21 protein-coding genes and 3 tRNA genes are annotated in these 19,622 nt (G+C 68.3%); 13 read left to right on the top strand and 11 right to left on the bottom strand.

The features are described 5' to 3' along the window. Positions 1-94: 94 nt before the first annotated feature. Together ACLJRM_RS11215 and ACLJRM_RS11220 are read left to right on the top strand one after the other, a co-directional pair. Positions 95-238: a hypothetical protein gene (locus tag ACLJRM_RS11215; protein WP_410662974.1), complete on the top strand. Its 144-nt coding sequence runs from the start codon at positions 95-97 to the stop codon at positions 236-238. A 46-nt stretch (positions 239-284) separates the two neighbouring features. Beyond that, on the top strand, positions 285-665 hold the full coding sequence (locus tag ACLJRM_RS11220) for a VOC family protein (protein ID WP_101612117.1): 381 nt from the start codon (positions 285-287) through the stop codon (positions 663-665). Between the two features lie 52 nt (positions 666-717). On the opposite strand, the gene ACLJRM_RS11225 is transcribed toward ACLJRM_RS11220, so the two are convergent. From ACLJRM_RS11225 to ACLJRM_RS11240, 4 genes are read right to left on the bottom strand one after another with little or no spacing between them, the layout of a single operon-like run. After that, positions 718-1,107, bottom strand: coding sequence for a VOC family protein (locus tag ACLJRM_RS11225; protein WP_101612118.1), 390 nt, complete (start codon positions 1,105-1,107; stop codon positions 718-720). Next, the gene (locus ACLJRM_RS11230) at positions 1,104-1,394 is read right to left on the bottom strand and encodes an ArsR/SmtB family transcription factor (RefSeq protein WP_101612119.1); all 291 of its coding nucleotides are present in this window, start codon (positions 1,392-1,394) and stop codon (positions 1,104-1,106) included. The genes ACLJRM_RS11225 and ACLJRM_RS11230 overlap by 4 nt, the downstream gene beginning before the upstream one ends. Before the next feature lie 44 nt (positions 1,395-1,438). Continuing rightward, entirely contained in the window at positions 1,439-2,083 is a 645-nt protein-coding gene (locus ACLJRM_RS11235) for a response regulator transcription factor (protein WP_101612120.1), read from the bottom strand. Next, positions 2,074-3,225: a sensor histidine kinase gene (locus ACLJRM_RS11240; protein WP_410662975.1), complete on the bottom strand. Its 1,152-nt coding sequence runs from the start codon at positions 3,223-3,225 to the stop codon at positions 2,074-2,076. Before ACLJRM_RS11240 ends, ACLJRM_RS11235 begins: the two co-directional genes overlap by 10 nt. Before the next feature lie 134 nt (positions 3,226-3,359). Between ACLJRM_RS11240 and ACLJRM_RS11245 the strand changes: the two genes are divergently transcribed. After that, on the top strand, positions 3,360-4,010 hold the full coding sequence (locus ACLJRM_RS11245; protein WP_101612122.1) for a DedA family protein: 651 nt from the start codon (positions 3,360-3,362) through the stop codon (positions 4,008-4,010). Between the two features lie 43 nt (positions 4,011-4,053). On the opposite strand, the gene ACLJRM_RS11250 is transcribed toward ACLJRM_RS11245, so the two are convergent. The 4 genes from ACLJRM_RS11250 to ACLJRM_RS11265 form a co-directional block, all read right to left on the bottom strand. Continuing rightward, positions 4,054-5,214: an alkaline phosphatase PhoX gene (locus ACLJRM_RS11250; protein ID WP_410662976.1), complete on the bottom strand. Its 1,161-nt coding sequence runs from the start codon at positions 5,212-5,214 to the stop codon at positions 4,054-4,056. A 292-nt stretch (positions 5,215-5,506) separates the two neighbouring features. Further along, positions 5,507-7,909: an endopeptidase La gene (gene lon / locus ACLJRM_RS11255; RefSeq protein ID WP_410662977.1), complete on the bottom strand. Its 2,403-nt coding sequence runs from the start codon at positions 7,907-7,909 to the stop codon at positions 5,507-5,509. Positions 7,910-8,244: 335 nt separating this feature from the next. After that, on the bottom strand, positions 8,245-9,093 hold the full coding sequence (locus tag ACLJRM_RS11260; protein ID WP_101612125.1) for an SAM-dependent methyltransferase: 849 nt from the start codon (positions 9,091-9,093) through the stop codon (positions 8,245-8,247). A 38-nt stretch (positions 9,094-9,131) separates the two neighbouring features. Beyond that, entirely contained in the window at positions 9,132-10,070 is a 939-nt protein-coding gene (locus ACLJRM_RS11265) for a GNAT family N-acetyltransferase (protein WP_410662978.1), read from the bottom strand. A gap of 280 nt (positions 10,071-10,350) precedes the next feature. Between ACLJRM_RS11265 and ACLJRM_RS11270 the strand changes: the two genes are divergently transcribed. The 6 genes from ACLJRM_RS11270 (at position 10,351) to ACLJRM_RS11295 (ending at position 14,391) form a co-directional block, all read left to right on the top strand. Then, positions 10,351-12,966 (top strand): putative bifunctional diguanylate cyclase/phosphodiesterase, encoded by a 2,616-nt coding sequence (locus ACLJRM_RS11270; protein WP_101612127.1) that lies wholly within the window; start codon positions 10,351-10,353, stop codon positions 12,964-12,966. A gap of 79 nt (positions 12,967-13,045) precedes the next feature. After that, positions 13,046-13,118: transfer RNA gene (locus ACLJRM_RS11275), tRNA-Thr, on the top strand. A gap of 50 nt (positions 13,119-13,168) precedes the next feature. Next, positions 13,169-13,241, top strand: a tRNA-Met gene (locus tag ACLJRM_RS11280). Positions 13,242-13,286: 45 nt separating this feature from the next. Continuing rightward, positions 13,287-13,451 (top strand): 50S ribosomal protein L33, encoded by a 165-nt coding sequence (gene rpmG, locus ACLJRM_RS11285; protein ID WP_005152047.1) that lies wholly within the window; start codon positions 13,287-13,289, stop codon positions 13,449-13,451. A gap of 89 nt (positions 13,452-13,540) precedes the next feature. Further along, a complete protein-coding gene (locus tag ACLJRM_RS11290; protein ID WP_101612128.1) occupies positions 13,541-13,990 on the top strand; it encodes a MaoC family dehydratase N-terminal domain-containing protein in 450 nt (149 codons plus the stop codon). Further along, a complete protein-coding gene (locus ACLJRM_RS11295) occupies positions 13,987-14,391 on the top strand; it encodes a MaoC family dehydratase (RefSeq protein WP_101612129.1) in 405 nt (134 codons plus the stop codon). The genes ACLJRM_RS11290 and ACLJRM_RS11295 overlap by 4 nt, the downstream gene beginning before the upstream one ends. Positions 14,392-14,498: 107 nt before the next feature. On the opposite strand, the gene ACLJRM_RS11300 is transcribed toward ACLJRM_RS11295, so the two are convergent. After that, positions 14,499-15,431 (bottom strand): SGNH/GDSL hydrolase family protein, encoded by a 933-nt coding sequence (locus ACLJRM_RS11300; RefSeq protein WP_101612130.1) that lies wholly within the window; start codon positions 15,429-15,431, stop codon positions 14,499-14,501. Between the two features lie 116 nt (positions 15,432-15,547). On the opposite strand from ACLJRM_RS11300, the gene ACLJRM_RS11305 reads away from it, so the two are divergent. Further along, complete coding sequence (locus ACLJRM_RS11305) at positions 15,548-15,763, top strand: hypothetical protein (protein ID WP_101612131.1); 216 nt, start codon at positions 15,548-15,550, stop codon at positions 15,761-15,763. A gap of 30 nt (positions 15,764-15,793) precedes the next feature. Here ACLJRM_RS11305 and ACLJRM_RS11310 read toward each other — a convergent pair whose 3' ends face one another. Together ACLJRM_RS11310 and ACLJRM_RS11315 are read right to left on the bottom strand one after the other, a co-directional pair. Beyond that, positions 15,794-16,690 (bottom strand): TIGR03619 family F420-dependent LLM class oxidoreductase, encoded by an 897-nt coding sequence (locus ACLJRM_RS11310; RefSeq protein ID WP_101612132.1) that lies wholly within the window; start codon positions 16,688-16,690, stop codon positions 15,794-15,796. Next, a complete protein-coding gene (locus ACLJRM_RS11315; protein ID WP_101612133.1) occupies positions 16,687-17,916 on the bottom strand; it encodes a pyridoxal phosphate-dependent aminotransferase in 1,230 nt (409 codons plus the stop codon). The genes ACLJRM_RS11310 and ACLJRM_RS11315 overlap by 4 nt, the downstream gene beginning before the upstream one ends. A gap of 207 nt (positions 17,917-18,123) precedes the next feature. On the opposite strand from ACLJRM_RS11315, the gene ACLJRM_RS11320 reads away from it, so the two are divergent. From ACLJRM_RS11320 to nusG, 3 genes are all read left to right on the top strand, one after another. Next, positions 18,124-18,196: transfer RNA gene (locus ACLJRM_RS11320), tRNA-Trp, on the top strand. Between the two features lie 27 nt (positions 18,197-18,223). Further along, positions 18,224-18,676: a preprotein translocase subunit SecE gene (gene secE, locus ACLJRM_RS11325; RefSeq protein WP_101612134.1), complete on the top strand. Its 453-nt coding sequence runs from the start codon at positions 18,224-18,226 to the stop codon at positions 18,674-18,676. A 76-nt stretch (positions 18,677-18,752) separates the two neighbouring features. Further along, the gene (gene nusG / locus ACLJRM_RS11330) at positions 18,753-19,610 is read left to right on the top strand and encodes a transcription termination/antitermination protein NusG (protein WP_101612135.1); all 858 of its coding nucleotides are present in this window, start codon (positions 18,753-18,755) and stop codon (positions 19,608-19,610) included. Positions 19,611-19,622 lie beyond the last annotated feature (12 nt).

A 19,622-nucleotide genomic window follows, 5' to 3' on the forward strand; every position in this document is an offset into this window, starting at 1 on the left:
GCGAAGTTTACCACCGTCGTAAAAATATCCTTGACTTATGGTAGGTCGGATGTAAACTTACGTCCGTACTACTGACTGAGAGAGAAGAGGCTCCTTGACCGCTCGAATCCCCCAAGGCAACGAAGGCATCGACCGCGCCCAGGTCCGCCGGGGCGACCGCCGCCATCAGCAGCCGTTACCCGGCCGCTCGACGCCGGTGCGCCGCTCGATCGGCGTCCCGCGCCGCCGGTCGTACTGACCGATCAGCTCATCCGAAACGCACTGCCGACCGAAGGGGACAGCCCATGAACGTTCTTGCTTCCACCGTCTCGCTGACCGTCGACGACGTCGCCGCTTCCAGCCGCTTCTTCATCGAGCACTTCGGCTTCACGGAGCAGATGGCCGCGGAGGGTTTCGTGTCCCTCGGGCATGAAAGCGCGAAGCTGGCCATCGTCCTGCTCCAGGCGGGGATCGAGGTGCTGCCGGAGGATCTGCGGCAGCAGCGCGCGTCCGGAGTGATCGTGGCCTTCACGGTCGAGAATCTCGAAGCCGAGGAGAAGCGCCTCCGCGAAGAGGGTGTCGAGATCACGTTGCCGCTGAGGGAAGAGCCGTGGGGAGAGCGTCTCTTCATGGTCACCGACCCGAACGGCGTGCCCGTGGAACTCGTGGAATGGGTGCAGCGGTAAGGAAAAACGACGCCGGGGCTCGGTCCACGGTGAACCGAGCCCCGTGCGGGAACTACTTCATCGTGGCGAGCTGGATCAGGTTGCCGCAGGTGTCGTCGAAGACGGCGGTGACCACCGGGCCCAGGTCGACGGCGTCCTGGGTGAACTCGACGCCCAGTCCCTTGAGTCGCTCGACCTCGGCGAACACGTCGTCGACGGCGAACTGGGTGAACGGGATCCCGTCGCCCACGAGAGCGTTCTTGAACGGCTTCGCCGCGGGGTGGCCGTCCGGTTCCAGCAGGAGCTCGACGCCGTCGGGATTCGCGGGGGAGACCACGGTGAGCCAGCGGGCGTCGCCGGTGGGCACGTCGTGCTTCTTGATGAACCCCAGTTTCTCGGTGTAGAAGGCGAGCGCCTTGGCCTGGTCGTCGACGAAGACGCTGGTGATGTTGATGCGGATCACGGGTTCGGTTCCTCTCGGTCGATGGGCCACCGCTCGGCGATCGAGCGCAGCGGGCTCGTGTCGAGGTGGTGGAACTTGTAGCGGCCCTGCCGCCGGGTGTGCACCAGACCGGCCTGTTCGAGCATCGCGAGATGCTGCGAGATGGCCTGCCTCGACGAGGAAAGACCGTGTTTCATGGTCAGCCGTCCGCAGAGCTCGAACAGCGTCTGACCGTCTTTCTCGGTCAGCTCGTCCAGGATGGTTCGCCGCGTCGGGTCGCCGATCGCCTTGAACAGGTCGTCGTCCACGTTCCCGTTATAGGCAAGTCGTCACTTGCCTGTCAAATCGGGGGTCAGGAACCCAGGTAGCGCAGGATGGCCAGGACACGGCGGCTGTAGCCGGCGGTGTTGGTCAAGCCGAGCTTGTCGAAGAGAGCGTTCACGTGCTTCTCGACGGCGCTCTGCGACACGTACAGCGACTCGGCGATCCCGGCGTTCGTGTGGCCCTGCGCCATTTTCTCCAGCACTTCGCGCTCGCGGGCGGTCAGCTTCGCGAGCGGATCGGTGTGCGTGGTCCTCGCCAGCAGCCGCCGGACCACCTCCGGATCGAACGCCGCCCCGCCCGCGGCGACCCGGTCGAGCGCGTCCAGGAATTCGCCCACCTGGGCGACCCTGTCCTTCAGGAGATAGCCGACGCGTTCGCCGTCACCGGTGATCAGCTCGGCGGCGTAGCGCTTCTCGACGTACTGCGAGAGCACCAGCACCCCGATGTCCGGCCAGCGTTTCCGGATCTCGAGCGCCGCGCGGAGGCCCTCGTCGGTATGCGTCGGTGGCATGCGGACGTCGGTGACGATCACGTCCGGCTGATAGGCGGCGGTCGTCGAGAGAAGCGCTTCGCCGTCGCCGACCGACGCCACGACGTCGTGCCCCTCTTCGATCAGCAGCCGGACCAGCCCCTCGCGCAGCAGGGTCGAGTCCTCGGCGAGGATCACTCGCACGGCAGCACCGCCGTCACCACGGTCGGACCGCCGGGCGGGCTGGACACGGTGAACTCCCCGTCCGCCGCCGCCACCCGCCGCGCGAGGCCGGAAAGGCCGCCGCCGGACTCTCGCGCCCCGCCCGCGCCGTCGTCGGTGATCCGTACCCGCACCCTGTCCCCGTCCCACCCGGCCTCGATGTCGATCCGCGTCGCCGCGGCGTGCTTGATCGTATTGGTGACCGCCTCGGACGCGACGAAGTAGACGACGGTCTCGATGGCCGCGGGTGGCCGTTCCGGCAGGTCGACGCGCAGGTGGACCGGTACGCCTGAGCGTTCCGCGAGCGCCTCCAGCGCGGGGTGCAGCCCGTCGGAGTCCAATGCGATCGGATACACCCGCCACGAGACCTCGCGCAGGTCTTCGAGGGCGCGCTGGGACTCCTCATGCGCCTGCCGGAGCAGCTCCGACGAGTGGTCCGGATCGCCGGTACGCCGCGCCCGGCCGAGCAGCATCCCGAGCGCGACGAGCCGCTGCTGGACGCCGTCGTGCAGGTCCCGTTCGATCCGGCGGCGCTCGCCGTTGACCGCTTCGACCACTTCGGCGCGGCTCGTCGCGAGTTCGGAAACCCGGCGGCGCAGCTGCTCTTTCTTGCTGGGCCCGAAAAAGCGCCTCGCCAGCTTGCGTTCCAGCGTCGCGATCCCGACGAGTCCTTGCAGGGCAAGGAAGAGGAGCAGGGCGCCGAAGAGGCCGATGGTGATGAAGTCGTACCAGGTCGAGGGCGCGCCGCCGCCGGGTGACTCGCCGTTGAACAGCTGGACGACGATGATCGCGCCGGAGAGGGCGCCCCAGAGGATCAGGGCGAAGACCCCGGCGCCGAGCAGGCCGACGACGCACCGCGGGACGAGGTAGGTCATCGCGCGGCGTCCGGTGTAGTCGGTCGCGTTCTCGGCGCCGAGGTACCTCTCCAGCCGCCGTCGCTCCACTTCGGACAGAACGCGGGCACCGGCGAAGACGGGCCGCCGCAGCGAGGGGATCGCGAGCGCGATGCCGCCGAAGAGGACGTAGAAGAACTCGGCGAACGCCGTCGCGGAGCCGATGGCCAGGCCCAGCGTGCCGCGGAGCATCTTGCGCAGGTAGCGGCGCGTGGCGGCCGGAACAGGCATAACGCCAGGCTAGCGGGGTATCCGGAGATCGGTACTGAGGTTTTCCGCAGTGATCTGTGCCGCTTCACCGCAGGGTGCGGAACCCGGGCAATTCGTACGTTCGTTGAAACCGAAGACGACCACGAAAGGCCGCCATGAACCTCCTCCTCGCCCAAGCCGCCAGCGAACCGATGGGCGGCCTCGCCGGCTGGGCGGTATCGCTGATGGACTCATTGGGAGGTCCGGGAGCCGCGATCATCGTCGGGCTGGACAACCTGTTCCCGCCGATCCCCAGCGAGCTGGTGCTGCCGCTCGCCGGGTTCTCCGCCAGCCAGGGGACGTTCACCCTGGTGGAAGCGCTGGTGTGGACGACCTTCGGGTCGGTCGCCGGCGCGATCATCGTGTACTACCTCGGCCAGTTGCTCGGCCGCGACCGCACGCGCCGCTGGATGGCGAAGATCCCGCTGGTCAAGGCCGCGGACTTCGACAAGACGGAGGCCTGGTTCCAGAAGCACGGCACCAAGGCGGTGTTCTTCGGCCGGATGGTGCCGATCTTCCGCAGCCTCATCTCCCTGCCCGCCGGGATCGAGCGCATGCCGTTCTGGCGGTTCTTGGCTCTGACGACGCTGGGCAGCCTGATCTGGAACACGGTGTTCGTCCTGGCGGGCTATGCCCTCGGCGAGAACTGGCACCTGGTCGAGGAGTACGCCGGGTTCTTCCAGTACTTCGTGATCGCGGCCGTCGCGGTCGCGGTGATCCTCTTCGTCGTCAGCCGCGTCCGCGAAAAGAACCGCACCAACGCCTGAAGCCGTACGGGGCGCCTGGATCCAGGCGCCCCGTACGCGTGTTTCAGGAGCGGAACGGCCCGGTCACCTCGTAGGTGATCCCACCGGACGAAGACCCGGAAGTGCCGCGCTGCGACGAGAAGTACAGCCGGTTCCCGGCCGGGGTGAACGCGGGGCCGCAGATCTCCGACGAGCTCTGGCCGCCGATCCGCAGGAACGGCGCCACGATGTCGTTCGGCGTGATGATGCAGATCTCCATGTTCCCGCCGTCTTCGGCGACGAACAGATCGCCCGACGAGGTCCCGGTGACGTTGTCGACGCCGGTCAGCGGCGCCGAACCGGGGCTCACCAGCGAATCGTCGTAGGCGAGTTCGTAGGTGCTGGTGGTCAGGTTCAGTTGCCAGACGCGGTTGTCGCCCTTGGTGGTGAACCACGCGGTGTCGTTGGCGTAGTGCAGTCCTTCGCCACCGTTGAACCGCTTCGCGCCGGAGACCTGGTTGCGTGTGGCCGTCGGCGAGCCGTCCGGGTCGGGCACGTTCGCCCAGGTGAAGCTGCCCGAAGTCGCCGTGCCCGCCTTCAGCACCTGCAGCGTTCCGGCGGAGAGGTTGCCCCAGGTCGTCGGGACGAACCGGTAGAGGCAGCCGTCCGAGGTGTCCTCGGTCAGGTAGACGACCTTGCGCACCGGGTCGGCCGCGGCGGCCTCGTGCTTGAACTTCCCCATCGCGGGCCGTTGGACGGCGGCCGTGGCCGGTCCGTTCGGCTGACACTCGTAGACGAACCCGAGGTCGACCTCCTCACAGGAAAGCCAAGTGTTCCAAGGGGTCTTGCCGCCCGCGCAGTTCTGCCGGGTGTTCGCCAGCACGCGGTGGGCGCCGGTGATGTTCCCGCTCGCGTCGAATTTGACCGCGCTCGCGCCTCCGCCGGGGGTGATCTCCGAGTTCGACACGTAGATCCAGCCGCTGCCGTCGGCGAACACCGCGCCGCCGTCCGGCGCGCTGTGCCAGGTGTAACCGGTGCTCGCGACCTGCTGGCCGGAGCGCGCGATGACGCGGCTGGTGAATCCCGCCGGCAGCTGGATCCCGTTCGCGTCGGCGGCCTGGAGCGCGCCGTACGGGCTGGGACCGTTCTGCGCGGGAGCGGCCAGTGCCGTCCCCGAAAGCCTGTTTCCGAACGCCGTGACGCCGGCGCCGACCACGGCCGCGCGCAGGAAATTCCGTCGCTTCACTCGTGCCTCCGAGACATCCGCTGATGTGGTGGTGCGGGAAGGAGCGGATCGGAGAGTACGGGCGGAACGGGACTTCCAGGTGAATTCGCGGCGTATTCACCGGTGGGAGAGAACTTTCGTAGGGACCCTTCACCAGGCCCTATTTCCCTCGCTTTGCGGAGCGGCGCCGCGGCGTTGTTCGGCGATGTCGATGGCGAGGAGTATCCGGTCGAGTGGAGCGCATCCGCCATCGCGGTGATGACGCCGAAAGCCCCGGATCCTGGGCAGGATCCGGGGCTTCGGCCTCGCGCCGTTACGCCGCTTGGGCGACCGGAGCCGTCGCCGGGGCCAGCGCGATGTCCAGCACTTCGCGGACGTTCGCCACCGCGTGGACATCCAGCTGGGCCAGCACTTCGGCCGGGACGTCGTCGAGGTCCGGCTCGTTGCGCTGCGGAATGATCACCGTCTTCATCCCCGCCCGGTGCGCGGCCAGCAGCTTCTGCTTGACCCCGCCGATCGGCAGCACACGCCCGGTCAGCGACACCTCACCGGTCATCGCGACGTCCGACCGCACGACCCGGCCCGAAAGCAGGGACGCCAGCGCGGTCGTCATCGTGATGCCCGCGCTCGGCCCGTCCTTGGGCACCGCGCCCGCCGGGACGTGCACGTGGATGCCGCGGTCCTTCAGGTCGCCGACCGGAAGTTCCAGCTCCGCGCCGTGCGAACGCAGGTACGACAGCGCGATCTGCACCGACTCCTTCATCACGTCACCCAGCTGGCCGGTCAGCGACAGCCCGGTCGAGCCGGATTCCGGATCCGCCAGCGACGCTTCGATGTAGAGGACGTCACCGCCGGCGCCGGTCACCGCCAGCCCGGTCGCCACGCCGGGGGTCGACGTGCGTTGCGTCGACGCGGGCAGCGAAGACTCCGGCAGGTGCCGGGGACGGCCGAGGTAGGTCTCGAGCCCGTCGGCGTCGATCGTCAGCGGCAACTCGGCCTCGTCCAGCGCGACCTTGGTCGCCACCTTCCGCAGCACCTTCGCGATGGTCCGGTTCGCGTTGCGCACCCCGGCTTCCCGCGTGTACTCGGCGGCGATGCGGCTGAACGCGTCGTCGGTCAGCGTGACGTCGTCCTTGCCGAGGCCCGCGCGGTCCAGCTCGCGGGGGAGCAGGTGGTCGCGGGCGATGGTGACCTTCTCGTGCTCGGTGTAGCCGTCGAGGGTGACCAGCTCCATCCGGTCCAGCAGCGGGCCGGGGATGGTCTCGAGCGCGTTCGCCGTCGCGAGGAACACGACGTCGGACAGGTCCAGCTCGACCTCGAGGTAGTGGTCGCGGAACGTGTGGTTCTGCTCCGGGTCCAGCACCTCCAGCAGCGCCGCCGTCGGGTCGCCGCGGTAGTCGGCGCCGACCTTGTCGATCTCGTCGAGCAGCACGACCGGGTTCATCGAGCCCGCTTCCTTGATGGCGCGGACGATCCGGCCGGGCAGCGCGCCGACGTAGGTGCGGCGGTGACCGCGGATCTCGGCCTCGTCGCGGATGCCGCCGAGCGCGACACGGACGAACTCACGGCCCATCGCCTTCGCCACGGACTCGCCGAGCGAGGTCTTGCCGACCCCGGGAGGACCGGCGAGCGCGAGCACGGCACCCGAACGGCGTCCGCCGACCGGCCCGAGACCCGACTCCGCGCGGCGCTTGCGGACGGCCAAGTACTCGATGATGCGTTCCTTCACGTCGTCGAGACCGGCGTGATCCGCGTCGAGGATTTCGCGCGCGGCGGCGATGTCGTGGACGTCGGTGGTGCGGTTGTTCCACGGCAGTTCGAGGACGGTGTCCAGCCAGGTGCGGATCCAGCCGCCCTCGGGGGACTGGTCCGACGTCCGCTCCAGTTTGTCCACTTCGGACAGTGCGGCCTTCTTGACCGCGTCCGGCAGCTCGGCGGCCTCGACGCGGGCGCGGTAGTCGTCGTCGTTGGCGGTGCCGTCGAGTTCGCCCAGTTCCTTGCGGATCGCTTCGAGCTGGCGGCGCAGCAGGAATTCCTTCTGCTGCTTCTCCATGCCCTCCTGGACGTCCTTGCGAATGGTGTCGGTGACCTCGAGTTCGGCCAGCTGCTCGCGGCTCCATTCCAGAGCCTTTTCGAGACGAGCCGAAACATCGAGCGCGGACAGCAGTTCGAGCTTCTGCTCGGTGTTCAGGTACGACGAGTTGCCCGCGAGGTCGGCGAGCGCGGACGGGTCCTCGACCTCCTGGACGGCGTCGATCATCTGCCAGCCGCCTCGCTGCTGGAGGATCGCGAGGACGACGCTCTTGTACTCGGTCGCGAGCTTCGCGGAATTGTCGTCGGTGGTCTCGGTGGCGGGCTCGGCGTGGACCCAGCGGGCGGCGCCGGGACCGTCGGCGATGCGGCCGACGACGGCGCGGCGGGTACCGCGCAGCAGTACCGCGGTCTTGCCGCCGGGCACGCGGCCGATGCGCTCGACCGTCGCGATGGTGCCGAGTCCGGCGTACTCGCCGTGGACGCGGGGAACGATCAGCACCTCGGCCTTGGCGGCGGTGCCGGAGCGGATCCCCGGGAAGGAAGCCTGGGCAGGCGTGTTGGCCTGGGCGGACTCCACCGCGGCGCGCGTCTCCGTGTCGGCGAGGTCGAGCGGGACGATCATGCCCGGCAGCACGACGTCGTCATCGAGCGGGAGGACGGGCAGGAGGCGGTTGTCGGTCATCTGTGCACTCCTCGGTTAGTTGAGTCTGCCTAGCTCAACTCTCCGATCGACCCGTTTGTTTCCTCCCGCTGTTCGCCGTCAGCGATCACCCCACCCCTCCGACCTTCACGCCCCAACGCGTCGCGTTTAGCCCGCTAAACGCGACGCGGACGCGGGAAACATCGGATGTGTAGGGTGGATCGGACGCCGCGAAAGCCACTTTCGGGACGTCAGGTGTCCCGAAAGTGGCTTTCGCGACACTTGTCCCCGTCCGCACCTCACGCCTCCGACCTTCACGCCCCGACGCGTCGCGTTTAGCCCGCTAAACGCGACGCGCACCGCGCAAAGGTCGGACGTCAGGGATGGACCGAGACGCCGCACCAGGCGAACGGCCGGGCGCCCAATTCGTCCCGTCGCAGCTCCCGCACCGGCCGCCAGTCGGGCAGGTGGACGAGGCCGGGCTCCAGCAGCGGCCACTCCCCGAAGAGCGGTTCGATCTCCTCGCGGTCCCGCATCCACACAGGGTTGCTCGTCTTCCGGTACTGCTCGACCATCCAGCGCAGCCCGTCCGCGTCCTCGCCGGTCTGGCCGCCGAAGCTCATGTGCGAAAGCCCCAGCCAGCTGCCCGGCGCCAGCGCGTTCCGATAGGTCGCGACCAGCGCGGGCGGATCGTCGTGCGGTCCGGCGAAATGCAGCACGGCCATCATCATCAGGCACACCGGCTGCGAGAAATCGATCAGCCGCAACGTCTCCGGATGCCGCAGGACGTCCTTCGGCCGCCGCATGTCGGCGTGCACGATCCCGGCCCAGTCGGTCGCCTCGTGCCGCTCGAGGATCAGCTCCGCGTGCGCCACCGCCACCGGCTCGTAGTCGACGTACACGACCTTCGCCGTGTCACCGGGCTCCAGCTCTTCTTCGACGATCTCGTGCACGTTCCCGGCGGTCGGGACGCCGGAACCCAGATCGACGAACTGCCGGATCCCCGCGTTCAGCGCCGCGCGCACGACACGGTTCATGAACTCGCGGTTGTGCCGCGCGCCCGGTTTGACCCACCGCCACTGGCGTTCCAGCCCGCGGGCGAACTCGCGGTCGACGGCCCAGTTGTGGGTCCCGCCGAGATACCAGTCGTAGATCCTCGCCGCGGACGGCTTTTCGGTGTCGACCCCGGTCGGCGCCACCGGGGCCGCGTCATCTTCCCTGGTCACGGAAAACCCCCTGATCGTCGAAGATCAGCCTATCGGGATCAGGGAACCGCCGGTCGCCGCTGCCAGTACGTCCAGAGCGGCCGGTAGCCCTGCGCGTACCAGAACGGCGTCGAGCGCGGATTGGCCAGCGCGTGGTGCAGCAGCACGGCTTCGGTCCCGCATTCGTCGAAGATCTGGTGCGCGTGCGCCGCGAGCGCCGACCCCACCCCGCTCGAACGCGCCGGCTCGGCCACCGCCAGCGAAGACAGGTAGCCGACCCGCTCGGCCGCGACCCGGTTCCCGATCCATGAAGTCTCGTCGGGGAACTGCACCCGCACCATGCCCAGCGCGCGCCCGTACAACTCCGCGATCCACAGCGTCGGGTTTTCCCGCTCCAGCTGTTTCGACAGGTCCGCGGTGATCGCTTCCTCCGCGCCCTCGCGCAAAGTGACCGAACCGAACTGCGCGTCATAGCGCTGCAATTCCAGCTCGAGTCCGACGGCGGTTTCGAGATCATCGGCTTCGGCGGGCCGGATGTGCACTCCGGGAGTGGCGGGCGGTCCCGTCACGGCCAGCCGGTCGGCCGGGCGGACCGCGATCACCAGCACCGGAGCGAATCCGCGGCGCAGCAATTCGGCCGAGCCGGGCGAATCGCGGCTGGGCCGCACCACGGTCGCCGCCGTTTCGACATCCCCAGCTGGGGCGACCGCCTTCAGATGTTCATCCCATCGGGTGAGTAATGCGTCAAGGGCCGCTTCCGGGCGGGGTCCGGTGAGACGCGCTTCGAGGCGATGTTCGACGAGCGCTCGCCACGGAGAGTCAACAGAATCCGGGCCCGCCTCAGTCCGTACCGACAATCCGGCGGCGGCCGAGTCGCCTTCTGTCGCGGAGAGTGACACGGAGCCCTCGACAGGCTCCAGTGCAGGCATTTCCGGGAGCAGGGCGTCCACGGTGGCGAGCCGCTCGGCATGCCCGGCGGCGATGGCGTGGCTATTCATAGGACTATTCAAGCCCCTACTGACGGGTCCGCAGGGAACTTCACGACATTGGCTCGGCCGTGGCGCCAGGTGACTTCCGGTAGTCGGAAGGAACGCGAATAACGCTCCCATTTCACCCCTTGGTCCACGCAGGTCAGCGCGACGCGCCCATTGTTAACCCTGGGGTGATCTCATACTGTCTCGAATGGGACTTGGGTACGCCCTCCGGGGTACTGTATTGCCCTCGTCCCCGAGGTCGCGGTAGGACAAGACCGGTTGGGCAGCCGGGAAGGAAGGTCGGATGCCGGACACGAACGGCAGGCCCGTGAGCGCCGCACAGGCAGCACCGGGCAAGGGAGGCGCCGTTACGGAGGCTCGTACCGACGAGCGACGGTTCCGCGTCTACACCTTCGCGGTACTCACCATGGGCATCGCCGCCGCGGCCGCGGTCAGCCTCTGGCTGGACTTCGAGGCCTCGGACGACCTGTTGTGGATCGGGCCGATCCTCGCGCTCGCGTTCCTGCTCGCCGAACAACTCGGCATCAACGTCGACGTCCGCAGCGGTATCTCCTGGACGATCTCGTTCACCGAGATTCCCCTGGTCATCGGATTCTTCGTCGCTCCCTTCGAGGTCGTCCTCGCCGCGCATCTCGCGGCGGGCATCGGAACCTTGCTGGCCCGCAAGGTCGCGGGCAGGGTGCTCTACAACGCCGGCGCGTTCCTGCTGGAGATCACCGGCGCGTTCGCCGTGGCAGGACTGGTGAAACAGGCCTCCGGCGCCCAGGACATGACCTGGATCGCCGCGCTGGCAGGCACTTTGACCGCGCCGCTGGTCAGCACGCTGCTCGCGCTCGCCGCCGTCCGCGTCCTGCGCCGCCGCATGCGGGTCAGCACCGCGATCCGGCTGACCGGCCGCATCCTCGTCGTCGGATTCGTCAACGCCTCGGTCGGCCTTTCCGGCTATTTGGTCATTTCCGGGACGCCGAAGGCCTGGCCGCTCGTGCTGGCCGTCTTCCTCGGGCTCACCGCGTTGTACTGGGCGTACTCCGATCTGCTCCGCGAACAGCGCGACATGGAAGCGCTGTCCGACGTCAGCCTGATGGTCGCCCGATCCGGTCAGCAGGCCGCCGCGCGTCCCGCCGGGCGGGCCGACGAGCTCGTCGGCGGCGTGGACGTCCGCGAGTGGGCGACCATCGCCGAACGCATCAAGGACCAGCTGGCCGCCGGCCGTGTCGTGCTCAGGCTGCGGCTGGAACCCAAGGACACCATGCGGATGGTCGTCGCGGGCGACGAACTGCCACCCGTCGACCCGGCCGCCGACGACCCGTTGCTGCGCCTGCCCGGCGCGCACGTCCGGCACTTCCGGATCACCGAAGCCAATCCCGACGTCCGTTCCGCGTTGCTCGACCGCGGCGCCCAAGAGGCACTGGTCGTCCCGCTCCGTAGTGCGAACCAGCTCCTCGGCGTCGTCGAAGCGCACGACAGGCTGTCCCGCTGGCGTGGTTTCGGCAAGTACGACGTCCAGCTGCTCGGCACGATGGCCAGCCACCTCGCGACGTCGCTGGACAACCGGCGCCTGCTCGCGACCCTGCGCCACGACGCGTACCACGATCCGCTGACCGGCCTGCTCAACCGGCCGGGCTTCCGTCAGGTCGCCAAGGAACCGTTGCGGGAACAGGTCGACGCGGTCGTGCTGCGGGTCGACCTCGACGTCTTCTCCACCGTCAGCGACGCCCTCGGTTACGTATGGGCCGACAGGATGGTCATCGCCGCCGGTCGCCGTATCCGCGATGCGCTCGGCCCCGACGTCCCGCTCGCCAGGCTCGAAGGCGCGTCCTTCGCGGCGCTCCTCGTCGGCTGCGCGCCGGGGCGCGCCCAGGCCGCGGCGGAACTGCTCCGCGCGGAACTCGTCGCCCCGTACCCGGTGGACCGGCTTTCCGTCGAAGCCAACGCGATGATCGGCTACGCCACCTCGTCGGCGGAAGACGACGACCAGGTCGACGTCGACGGTCTCCTGCAGCGCGCCGACGTCGCCGTCCGCGCGACCAAGGGCGGCGAAGAGGTCCGCGGCTACATGGCCAGCATGGGCCAGATCTTCATGCGCCGGTTCCAGATGGTCACGCAGTTCCGGCAGTCGCTCGAAGAAGGCCAGCTGAGCGTCCACTACCAGCCGAAGATCACCTTGCCGAACCGGCAGATCCAGGGTGTCGAGGCGCTGGTGCGCTGGGTGCATCCGGAGTTCGGCAGGCTCGGCCCGGACGAGTTCGTCCCGGCGATCGAAGCGGCCGGTCTCATCGGCGTCCTGACGTCCTTCGTGCTCGAAGAGTCGCTGAAGCGCGTACGGAAGTGGCTCGACGAAGGACTGCGCATCTCCGCCGCGGTGAACCTGTCGGTGCGAAACCTGGCCGACGAGGACTTCCCGACGAAGGTCGCCCGCGAACTCGATCGCTTCGGCATCCCGCCCGAGCTGCTCACCTTCGAGCTGACCGAATCCGGTGTGATGTCCGACCCGCAGAAGGCGCTGCCGATCCTGCGGGAACTGCACTCGCTGGGCATCGTGCTCGCCGTCGACGACTTCGGCACCGGCTACTCGTCGCTGGCGTACCTGCGGCAGCTCCCGGTCGACCAGGTCAAGATCGACAAGAGCTTCGTCCTCGGCATGGGCACCGACCTCGGCGACCTCGCCGTCGTGCGCTCCATCGTCGAACTGGGCCACTCGCTCGGTCTCACGGTCGTCGCCGAGGGTGTCGAGGAGGACGTCGCGCGGGATCAGCTCGAGGCGATGGGCTGTGACGTGGCACAGGGCTACCTCATCTCACGGCCGCTGCCGGAGGACCGCCTGGAGGCGTGGCTGCAGGCCCGCACGGCGCGCTCGCCGGGACGACACTCCGAGACCGTCTTGACCCTGCTGACCTGAGGTTTTGCGGTAACCTGCCCCCCGCTCAAGGCCCTTCAACCGGCCTGCTAATCTTTCCAAGTCCTCGCGAGAGGGCAAGGCCCCTTTAGCTCAGTCGGTAGAGCGTTTCCATGGTAAGGAAAAGGTCTACGGTTCGATTCCGTAAAGGGGCTCGCAACCTCAACCGCGTCACGCTAGCGTGTCGCGGTTAGGGTTATGTAAGGGCGGTGTAGCTCAGCTGGCAGAGCAAGCGGCTCATAATCGCTGTGTCGCCGGTTCAAGTCCGGCCACCGCTACGCGGTAATCCTGGGTATCCCAGGCCTAGTAGAGAAGGAAATGCTGTGGCTGCCACTGACGTGCGACCGAAGATCACGCTCGCGTGTGAGGAGTGCAAGCACCGCAACTACATCACCAAGAAGAACCGGCGCAACAACCCGGATCGCCTGGAGATGAAGAAGTTCTGCCCGAACTGCGGTACGCACCGGACTCACAAAGAGACCCGCTGAGCGTCTGGCGGTTCTACAAAAGTCTCACCCGAAGCCGTCCTGGTCACCAGGGCGGCTTCGGGCATTTCCGGGTTAGGTAGCCTGCTCGGGTGGCCTTGGACCAGTCGTTCACCGGGCGGGCATACCCGCCGACCAGTACCTATGAAGTGAGTCGCGAGAAGATCCGGGAGTTCGCCGACGCGCTCGGCGACGCGAACCCGCTCTACCGCGACACCGAAGCGGCGAAGGCGGCCGGTCACCCCGACGTCATCGCACCGCCGACGTTCCTCACGATCATCAACCTCGCTTCGATCAACGCGATCGTCTCCGACCCCGAGCTGGGGCTCGACTATTCGCGGATGGTCCACGGCGACCAGCGGTTCACCTACACGCGGCCGGTGCACGCGGGCGACGTCCTGTCGCTCACCACGTACATCGACAACATCATGACCCGCGCCGGGAACGACTTCATCAACCTGCGCGCCGAGATCTCCGGCGCCGACGGCGGCCCGATCGCCACCACGTACGCCCAGCTCGTGGTCCGAGGGGAGGGCGCGTGAGCACGTTCACCGCCGGAGAAGAACTGTCGCCGCTGACCATCGACGTCACCAGGGACCAGCTGGTGCGCTACGCGGGCGCTTCGCTGGACTTCAACCCCATCCACTGGAACGAGGCCTTCGCCAAGGAGGTCGGCCTGCCGGACGTCATCGCGCACGGGATGCTGACCATGGCGCTCGGGGCGAGGCTCGTCACGGACTGGCTCGGCGACCCCGGCCGCCTCGTCGACTACTTCGCACGCTTCACGCGCCCCGTGGTCGTGCCGAACGACGGCGCGGCGACGATCGAGTTCACCGGGAAGGTCGCCGTGGTCAACGACGACGGCACCGCGCGGATCGACATCACCGCCAAGTTCGACGGCAAGGCCGTCCTCGGGAAGGCCCAAGCGGTCGTCCGCGCCTGACCCTCGTGAGTGGAGTTGGTCGCAGGTCCGTGAAGGCCTCCTTGCCTACCCTGAAGGTAGTGAAGGGGGCCTTCACGGACTACTGGGGCGAGCCTGGGTGGACCTGGCTAAGCGAGCTTGAGCAGCTTCCCGATGACCTCCGCCATGCCTTCCTCGCCCCGGGCGTTCGGATGCAGCGGCGCCGCGGGGACCGCGGGCGCGGGGCCCTCGACCCATCGCCGGTTCGCGGCGCTGCACATGTCACGACCCTTGCTCGCGGTCGACATGTCGGCGAAGCCCGCGTCGTGCTTCTTCGCCGTCTCCTCCAGCGTGCTGTTCAGCAGCTCCAGCGAGTCGCGGAAGTAGGCGACGTCCCCCTCGCCGACCGGCAGGACCGGCCAACAGCCGGCGTTGTCGTCCGGAAGCGCCGTCGGGTACCCGACGACCACGACGCGCGCTTCGGGGGCCTTCGAGCGGATCTGGTCCAGAACGCCGCCGAGCCGATCCGCCGCGGCGGTGATCCGCTCGGCGAGCTGGTCGCGTCCGCCCGCGGTCAGTCGGGTCTTACAGGGCGAAGCGGTCTGGTGCTGCGTCGCGCACTGGCTCGCGAAGCCGACGAAGCCCACGTCGTTGCCGCCGATCCCGACCGTCACCAGCGTCGTGTCGCCATTGATCGCGTCGAGCTGCGGAGCGTTCGTGCCGTCCCGGGTCTTCTGCTCGCCGGTGAGGTGCTCGGTCGTGGCGCCGCCGCAGCTGACGTCGGCGAACTCGGCCGGACGCAGCGCCGCGGCGAGCAGGCTCGGGTAGTTGTTGTCCGAACGGTCGCAGCCCGCCGGCGCGCCCACGGGCCGTCCAGTGCCCGGCGACGCCGTGTAGGAGTCACCCAGAGCCACATATCGGCCCGCGCCATCCGAAGTGGTGACCCCCGCCGGTGTCACCGACGTCCCGCGCTCCCACAGGTGGTAAGCGATCCCCAGGACGGACAACACGATCACCAGGAACAGACAGCCGCCGCCAGTTCTCCGCTGCGTCACCCGTTCGTTGTACGCGACCCAGGTCACTCTTGTCATTGGTCCGACCGTCGGTGAATTACGCGTGAACGGGTGATCACCGGTTGCCTGAGACGTGGATCACGTTCAGGGTGGGCACGTACCCAGACCCGAGGAAAGGCGAAGACGTGAGCCTGAACTTGAACAAGCTGGTCGACAAGGCGTGGGAGGACAAAGGCATCAACGAGCTGCTGGACGCCCCGCCGTCCGCGCTCGAGGGCTTGACCAAGAAGCACGACGAACTCCTCGCGGAACTCAAGATCAAGACCGTCCGGGACCTCGGCAACTGGAAGTACGCCGCGAAGGCCCACGCACTCGTTCAGCTCGCCGACGGCGAATCCTGACCCCTGCTGCCATCCCTGAAGGCCCTTCCTTCAGCCTTTCGGGACGAGTTCGCGCAGCTCAGCGGCGAGATCGAGGGCGTGGCCGACGTCCCGCGCGAGGTAATGCGGGTCGACGAAGGCCTCGGTGATCCCGGTTTCGGCGGCCTCCTCCAGCTTCGCCGCGACCTCCTTGAGGCCGGTGCCCGGCTTCGGATTGATCCGCAGCACCCGCCGCAGCGCACCGGGGTCTCGGCCCGCCTTCTCGGCCGAACTCACCACGGTCGCCCAGAGCTTCGCGAGGTAGGGCGCGGGCAGACCGGCGGGCAGCCAGCCGTCCGCGCGACGCCCGACGCGGTCCAGCGCCGCCTCCGACCCTCCGCCCAGCAGCACCGGCGGATGCGGGCTCTGTGCCGGCCGCAGTCCCACCTTCGACGCGGGGATCCGCCAGCGTTCGCCTTCGTGCTCGAAAGGGTCCTCGGTCCAGAACTTTCGTAGGATTTCGAGAAGCTCCTCCAGCTGCGCGCCGCGGCCCTTCCACGGGGTGCCTGTCGCGGTGTACTCGTCGCGTAGCCAGCCGGTGCCCAGCCCGACGTCCAGCCGTCCGCCGCTCACCTGATCCAGCGAAGTGAGCATCCGGGCGAGCACCACGGCCGGATACACCGTTCCGGTGAGCGTGCTGGTGCCGAGCCGGACCTTCTTCGTGACGCTCGCGGCCACCGTCAGCAGGATCAGCGGATCGGCGAAGGTGACGAATTCGGGCGGATACGGCCGTTCCGGGGTGCCGCCGGGGTAGAAGTCCGACGGCGAAACCGGGGCCAGCACCCGATCCCCGACCCACAAGGACTCGTACCCGAGTTCTTCGGCGGCCGTCGCGAAGCCGGTGACAGCGTCCATGGACGCCAGGGGACCATACTGCGGAAGGGTGATTCCCAAGCGCATCACGGTCACCGTGCTTCCGCGAGCAGCCGGCCCATCCGGGTGATTCCCTCGGTGAGATCCTTTTCGGCCAGGGCATAGGAAATCCGGAAGTACCCGGGTGTCCCGAACGCTTCGCCGGGCACCACGGCGACCTCGGCCTCGCGCAGGATCAGATCGGCCAGCGCCACCGTGTCGGCCGGTCGCTCGCCGCGGATCTCCTTGCCCAGCAAGGCTTTCATCGACGGGTAGAGGTAGAAGGCGCCGAGCGGCACCGGAGTTTCCACTCCCTCGATCCCGGAAAGCAGCGAAAGTGCCGTCTTGCGCCGTGAATCGAACGCGTCGCGCATCGCGAAAACGGCGTCGAGCGGACCGCTCACGGCCGCCAGCGCGGCCCGCTGCGCGACGTTCGAAACGTTGCCGCACAAGTGCGACTGGTACGCCGTCGCCGCCTTGACCACGTCCTGCGGACCGAGCAGCCAGCCCACTCGCCAGCCGGTCATCGAGTACGTTTTCGCGACCCCGTTGAGGACGATCGTCCGGTCGGCGAGTTCCGGGACCAGGACGGGCATCGAAGGCGCTTCGGCGCCGTCGTAGACCAGGTGCTCGTAGATCTCGTCGGTGATGACCCAGAGGCCGTTCTCGTGCGCCCAGCGCCCGATCGCTTCGACCTGTTCGCGTGGGTACACCGCGCCTGTCGGGTTCGACGGCGAAACGAACAGCAGCACCTTCGTGCGCGGCGTCCTGGCGGCTTCGAGCTGCTCGACGGTGACCAGGTAGCCCGTCGTCTCGTCCGCGGTCACCTGCACCGGGACGCCGCCGGCGAGGACGATCGACTCCGGGTAGGTCGTCCAGTACGGCGCGGGGAGCAGCACCTCGTCGCCCGGGTCGAGCAGCGTCGCGAACGCCGAGTAGACCGCCTGCTTGCCGCCGTTGGTCACCAGGACGCGGCCGGGGTCCACCTCGAACCCGGAGTCGCGGACGGTCTTCGCCGCGATCGCCTCGCGAAGCTCCGGCAGCCCGCCCGCGGCCGTGTAGCCGTGGTTCACCCTGTCCCGGACGGCCGCCTCGGCGGCTTCGAGCACGTTGGCCGGGGTCGGGAAGTCCGGCTGCCCGGCACCGAACCCGATCACCGGACGGCCCTGCGCCTTGAGCTCCCGGGCCTTCGCGTCGACGGCCAGCGTGGCCGACGGCGTGATGCCGCCGATGCGGGCAGAGACGCGTGAAGCCGGCGAAGGCGAGGGTGCGGGAGCGCTCATGGCGACATCGTGGCACGATCATGGGGTCGGCCGTGGGGGAGTTTCCTCACGGAAGGCTGCTCCGCGCCGCCTTTGAGGGGCGCGGTTGCGAAGCTGTTCGGGGGTTGCCGTAGACTTCTGGTCTCGGAACGCACTACGGTCATCCCCGCCACGGCGGTGGGGACGATGGAATGCGTCCTCGGGAGCTCCAGACCATCGGAGCTCCAAAGGGGTGTAGCTCAATTGGCAGAGCAGCGGTCTCCAAAACCGCAGGTTGCAGGTTCAAGTCCTGTCACCCCTGCGTAAGCGAACTGGTGAAGGCGGAGGAGTGGTCGTGAGCGACAGCGACGCCAGCGGTGATAAGGCGAAGGACGACGCCGGGCAGAAGCCCGACGAACAGTCCCGCCCGGTGACCGCCGCTGCCCGGCGTGAGCGCCGTGCGTCCGCGCGCCCGTCCGGGAAGGCCGACGCCAAGTCGGACGACAAGACCCGTCCCGCCGGCAAGGCGAAGGCCGGGGACAAGACCGAGAAGTCCAAGGACGCCAAGGGCGCGGCGACTCCGAAGCGCGACCGCAAGCCGAAGCAGGCGTCGATCTTCGCCCGGCTGATGCGCTTCATCCGCGAGGTCTGGGCCGAGCTGCGCAAGGTCATCTGGCCGAACCGCAAGCAGATGGTCACCTACACCGCGGTGGTGCTGGTCTTCGTGGTGTTCATGGTGGCGCTGGTGAGCGGCCTCGACCTGGCCTTCAAAGAGGTCGTCGGTGCCGTCTTCGGCAGCTGAGGCAGCCGGTCGCGGTGCTTGAGCGCACCGCACGGTGGCCTGCGCCACGGCAACCGATCAACTGAGAGGACGGAACGTGACCTCCGACAACGGCACAGCAGCCGGTCATGAGCTGACCGAGCTTTCCGACGAGCAGGTGCACGCGGCACTCGGCGACGAGCAGTCCGAGCACCTGGACTCCGTCGAGGTGCCCGCCGCAGGCGACGAGGTCGACGAAGCCGGAGATGTCGCGGAGGCCGAAGAGGCGTCCGACGAGACCGACGACAACGCAGCCGACGACACCGCCGCCGCCGAGCCCGAGGTCGACGAGAACCTCGACCCGGTCGAGAAGCTGCGCGCGGAACTCAACGCCGCTCCCGGTGAGTGGTACGTCGTGCACTCGTACGCGGGTTACGAGAACAAGGTGAAGACCAACCTCGAGACCCGTACTCAGACGCTGGACGTCGAGGACTACATCTTCCAGATCGAGGTCCCGACCGAAGAGGTCACCGAGATCAAGAACGGCCAGCGCAAGCAGGTGCAGCGCAAGGTGCTGCCCGGCTACATCCTGGTCCGGATGGACCTGAACGACGCCTCGTGGAGCGCGGTGCGCAACACGCCGGGCGTCACCGGGTTCGTCGGTGCCACGTCGCGTCCCTCGCCGCTGACGGTCGAAGAGGTGCTGAAGTTCCTCGCGCCCAAGGTCGAGGCCGCCGCGCCCGCCAAGTCCGGCAAGGGCGAGGCCGCCGCGTCGGAGTCGCAGCTGGGCGGCCCCGCGGTCGAGGTCGACTTCGAGATCGGCGAGTCGGTCACCGTCATGGACGGTCCGTTCGCGACGCTCCCCGCGACGATCTCCGAGGTCAACGTGGACGGGCAGAAGCTGAAGGTCCTGGTGTCGATCTTCGGCCGGGAGACCCCGGTCGAGCTGTCGTTCAACCAGGTCTCCAAGATCTGACGGCCGCCAGAC

The organism is Amycolatopsis sp. lyj-84 (assembly GCF_046549075.1).
Taxonomy (GTDB): domain Bacteria; phylum Actinomycetota; class Actinomycetes; order Mycobacteriales; family Pseudonocardiaceae; genus Amycolatopsis.

What these genes read in the sequence shown, in the direction of transcription:
- ACLJRM_RS11270 (WP_101612127.1), top strand. Translation starts at nt 10,351, where the DNA reads ATGCCGGACACGAACGGCAGGCCCGTGAGCGCCGCACAGGCAGCACCG.
- ACLJRM_RS11220 (WP_101612117.1), top strand. Translation starts at nt 285, where the DNA reads ATGAACGTTCTTGCTTCCACCGTCTCGCTGACCGTCGACGACGTCGCC.
- ACLJRM_RS11315 (WP_101612133.1), bottom strand. Translation starts at nt 17,916, where the DNA reads ATGAGCGCTCCCGCACCCTCGCCTTCGCCGGCTTCACGCGTCTCTGCC.
- ACLJRM_RS11245 (WP_101612122.1), top strand. Translation starts at nt 3,360, where the DNA reads ATGAACCTCCTCCTCGCCCAAGCCGCCAGCGAACCGATGGGCGGCCTC.
- lon (WP_410662977.1), bottom strand. Translation starts at nt 7,909, where the DNA reads ATGACCGACAACCGCCTCCTGCCCGTCCTCCCGCTCGATGACGACGTC.
- ACLJRM_RS11240 (WP_410662975.1), bottom strand. Translation starts at nt 3,225, where the DNA reads ATGCCTGTTCCGGCCGCCACGCGCCGCTACCTGCGCAAGATGCTCCGC.
- ACLJRM_RS11265 (WP_410662978.1), bottom strand. Translation starts at nt 10,070, where the DNA reads ATGAATAGCCACGCCATCGCCGCCGGGCATGCCGAGCGGCTCGCCACC.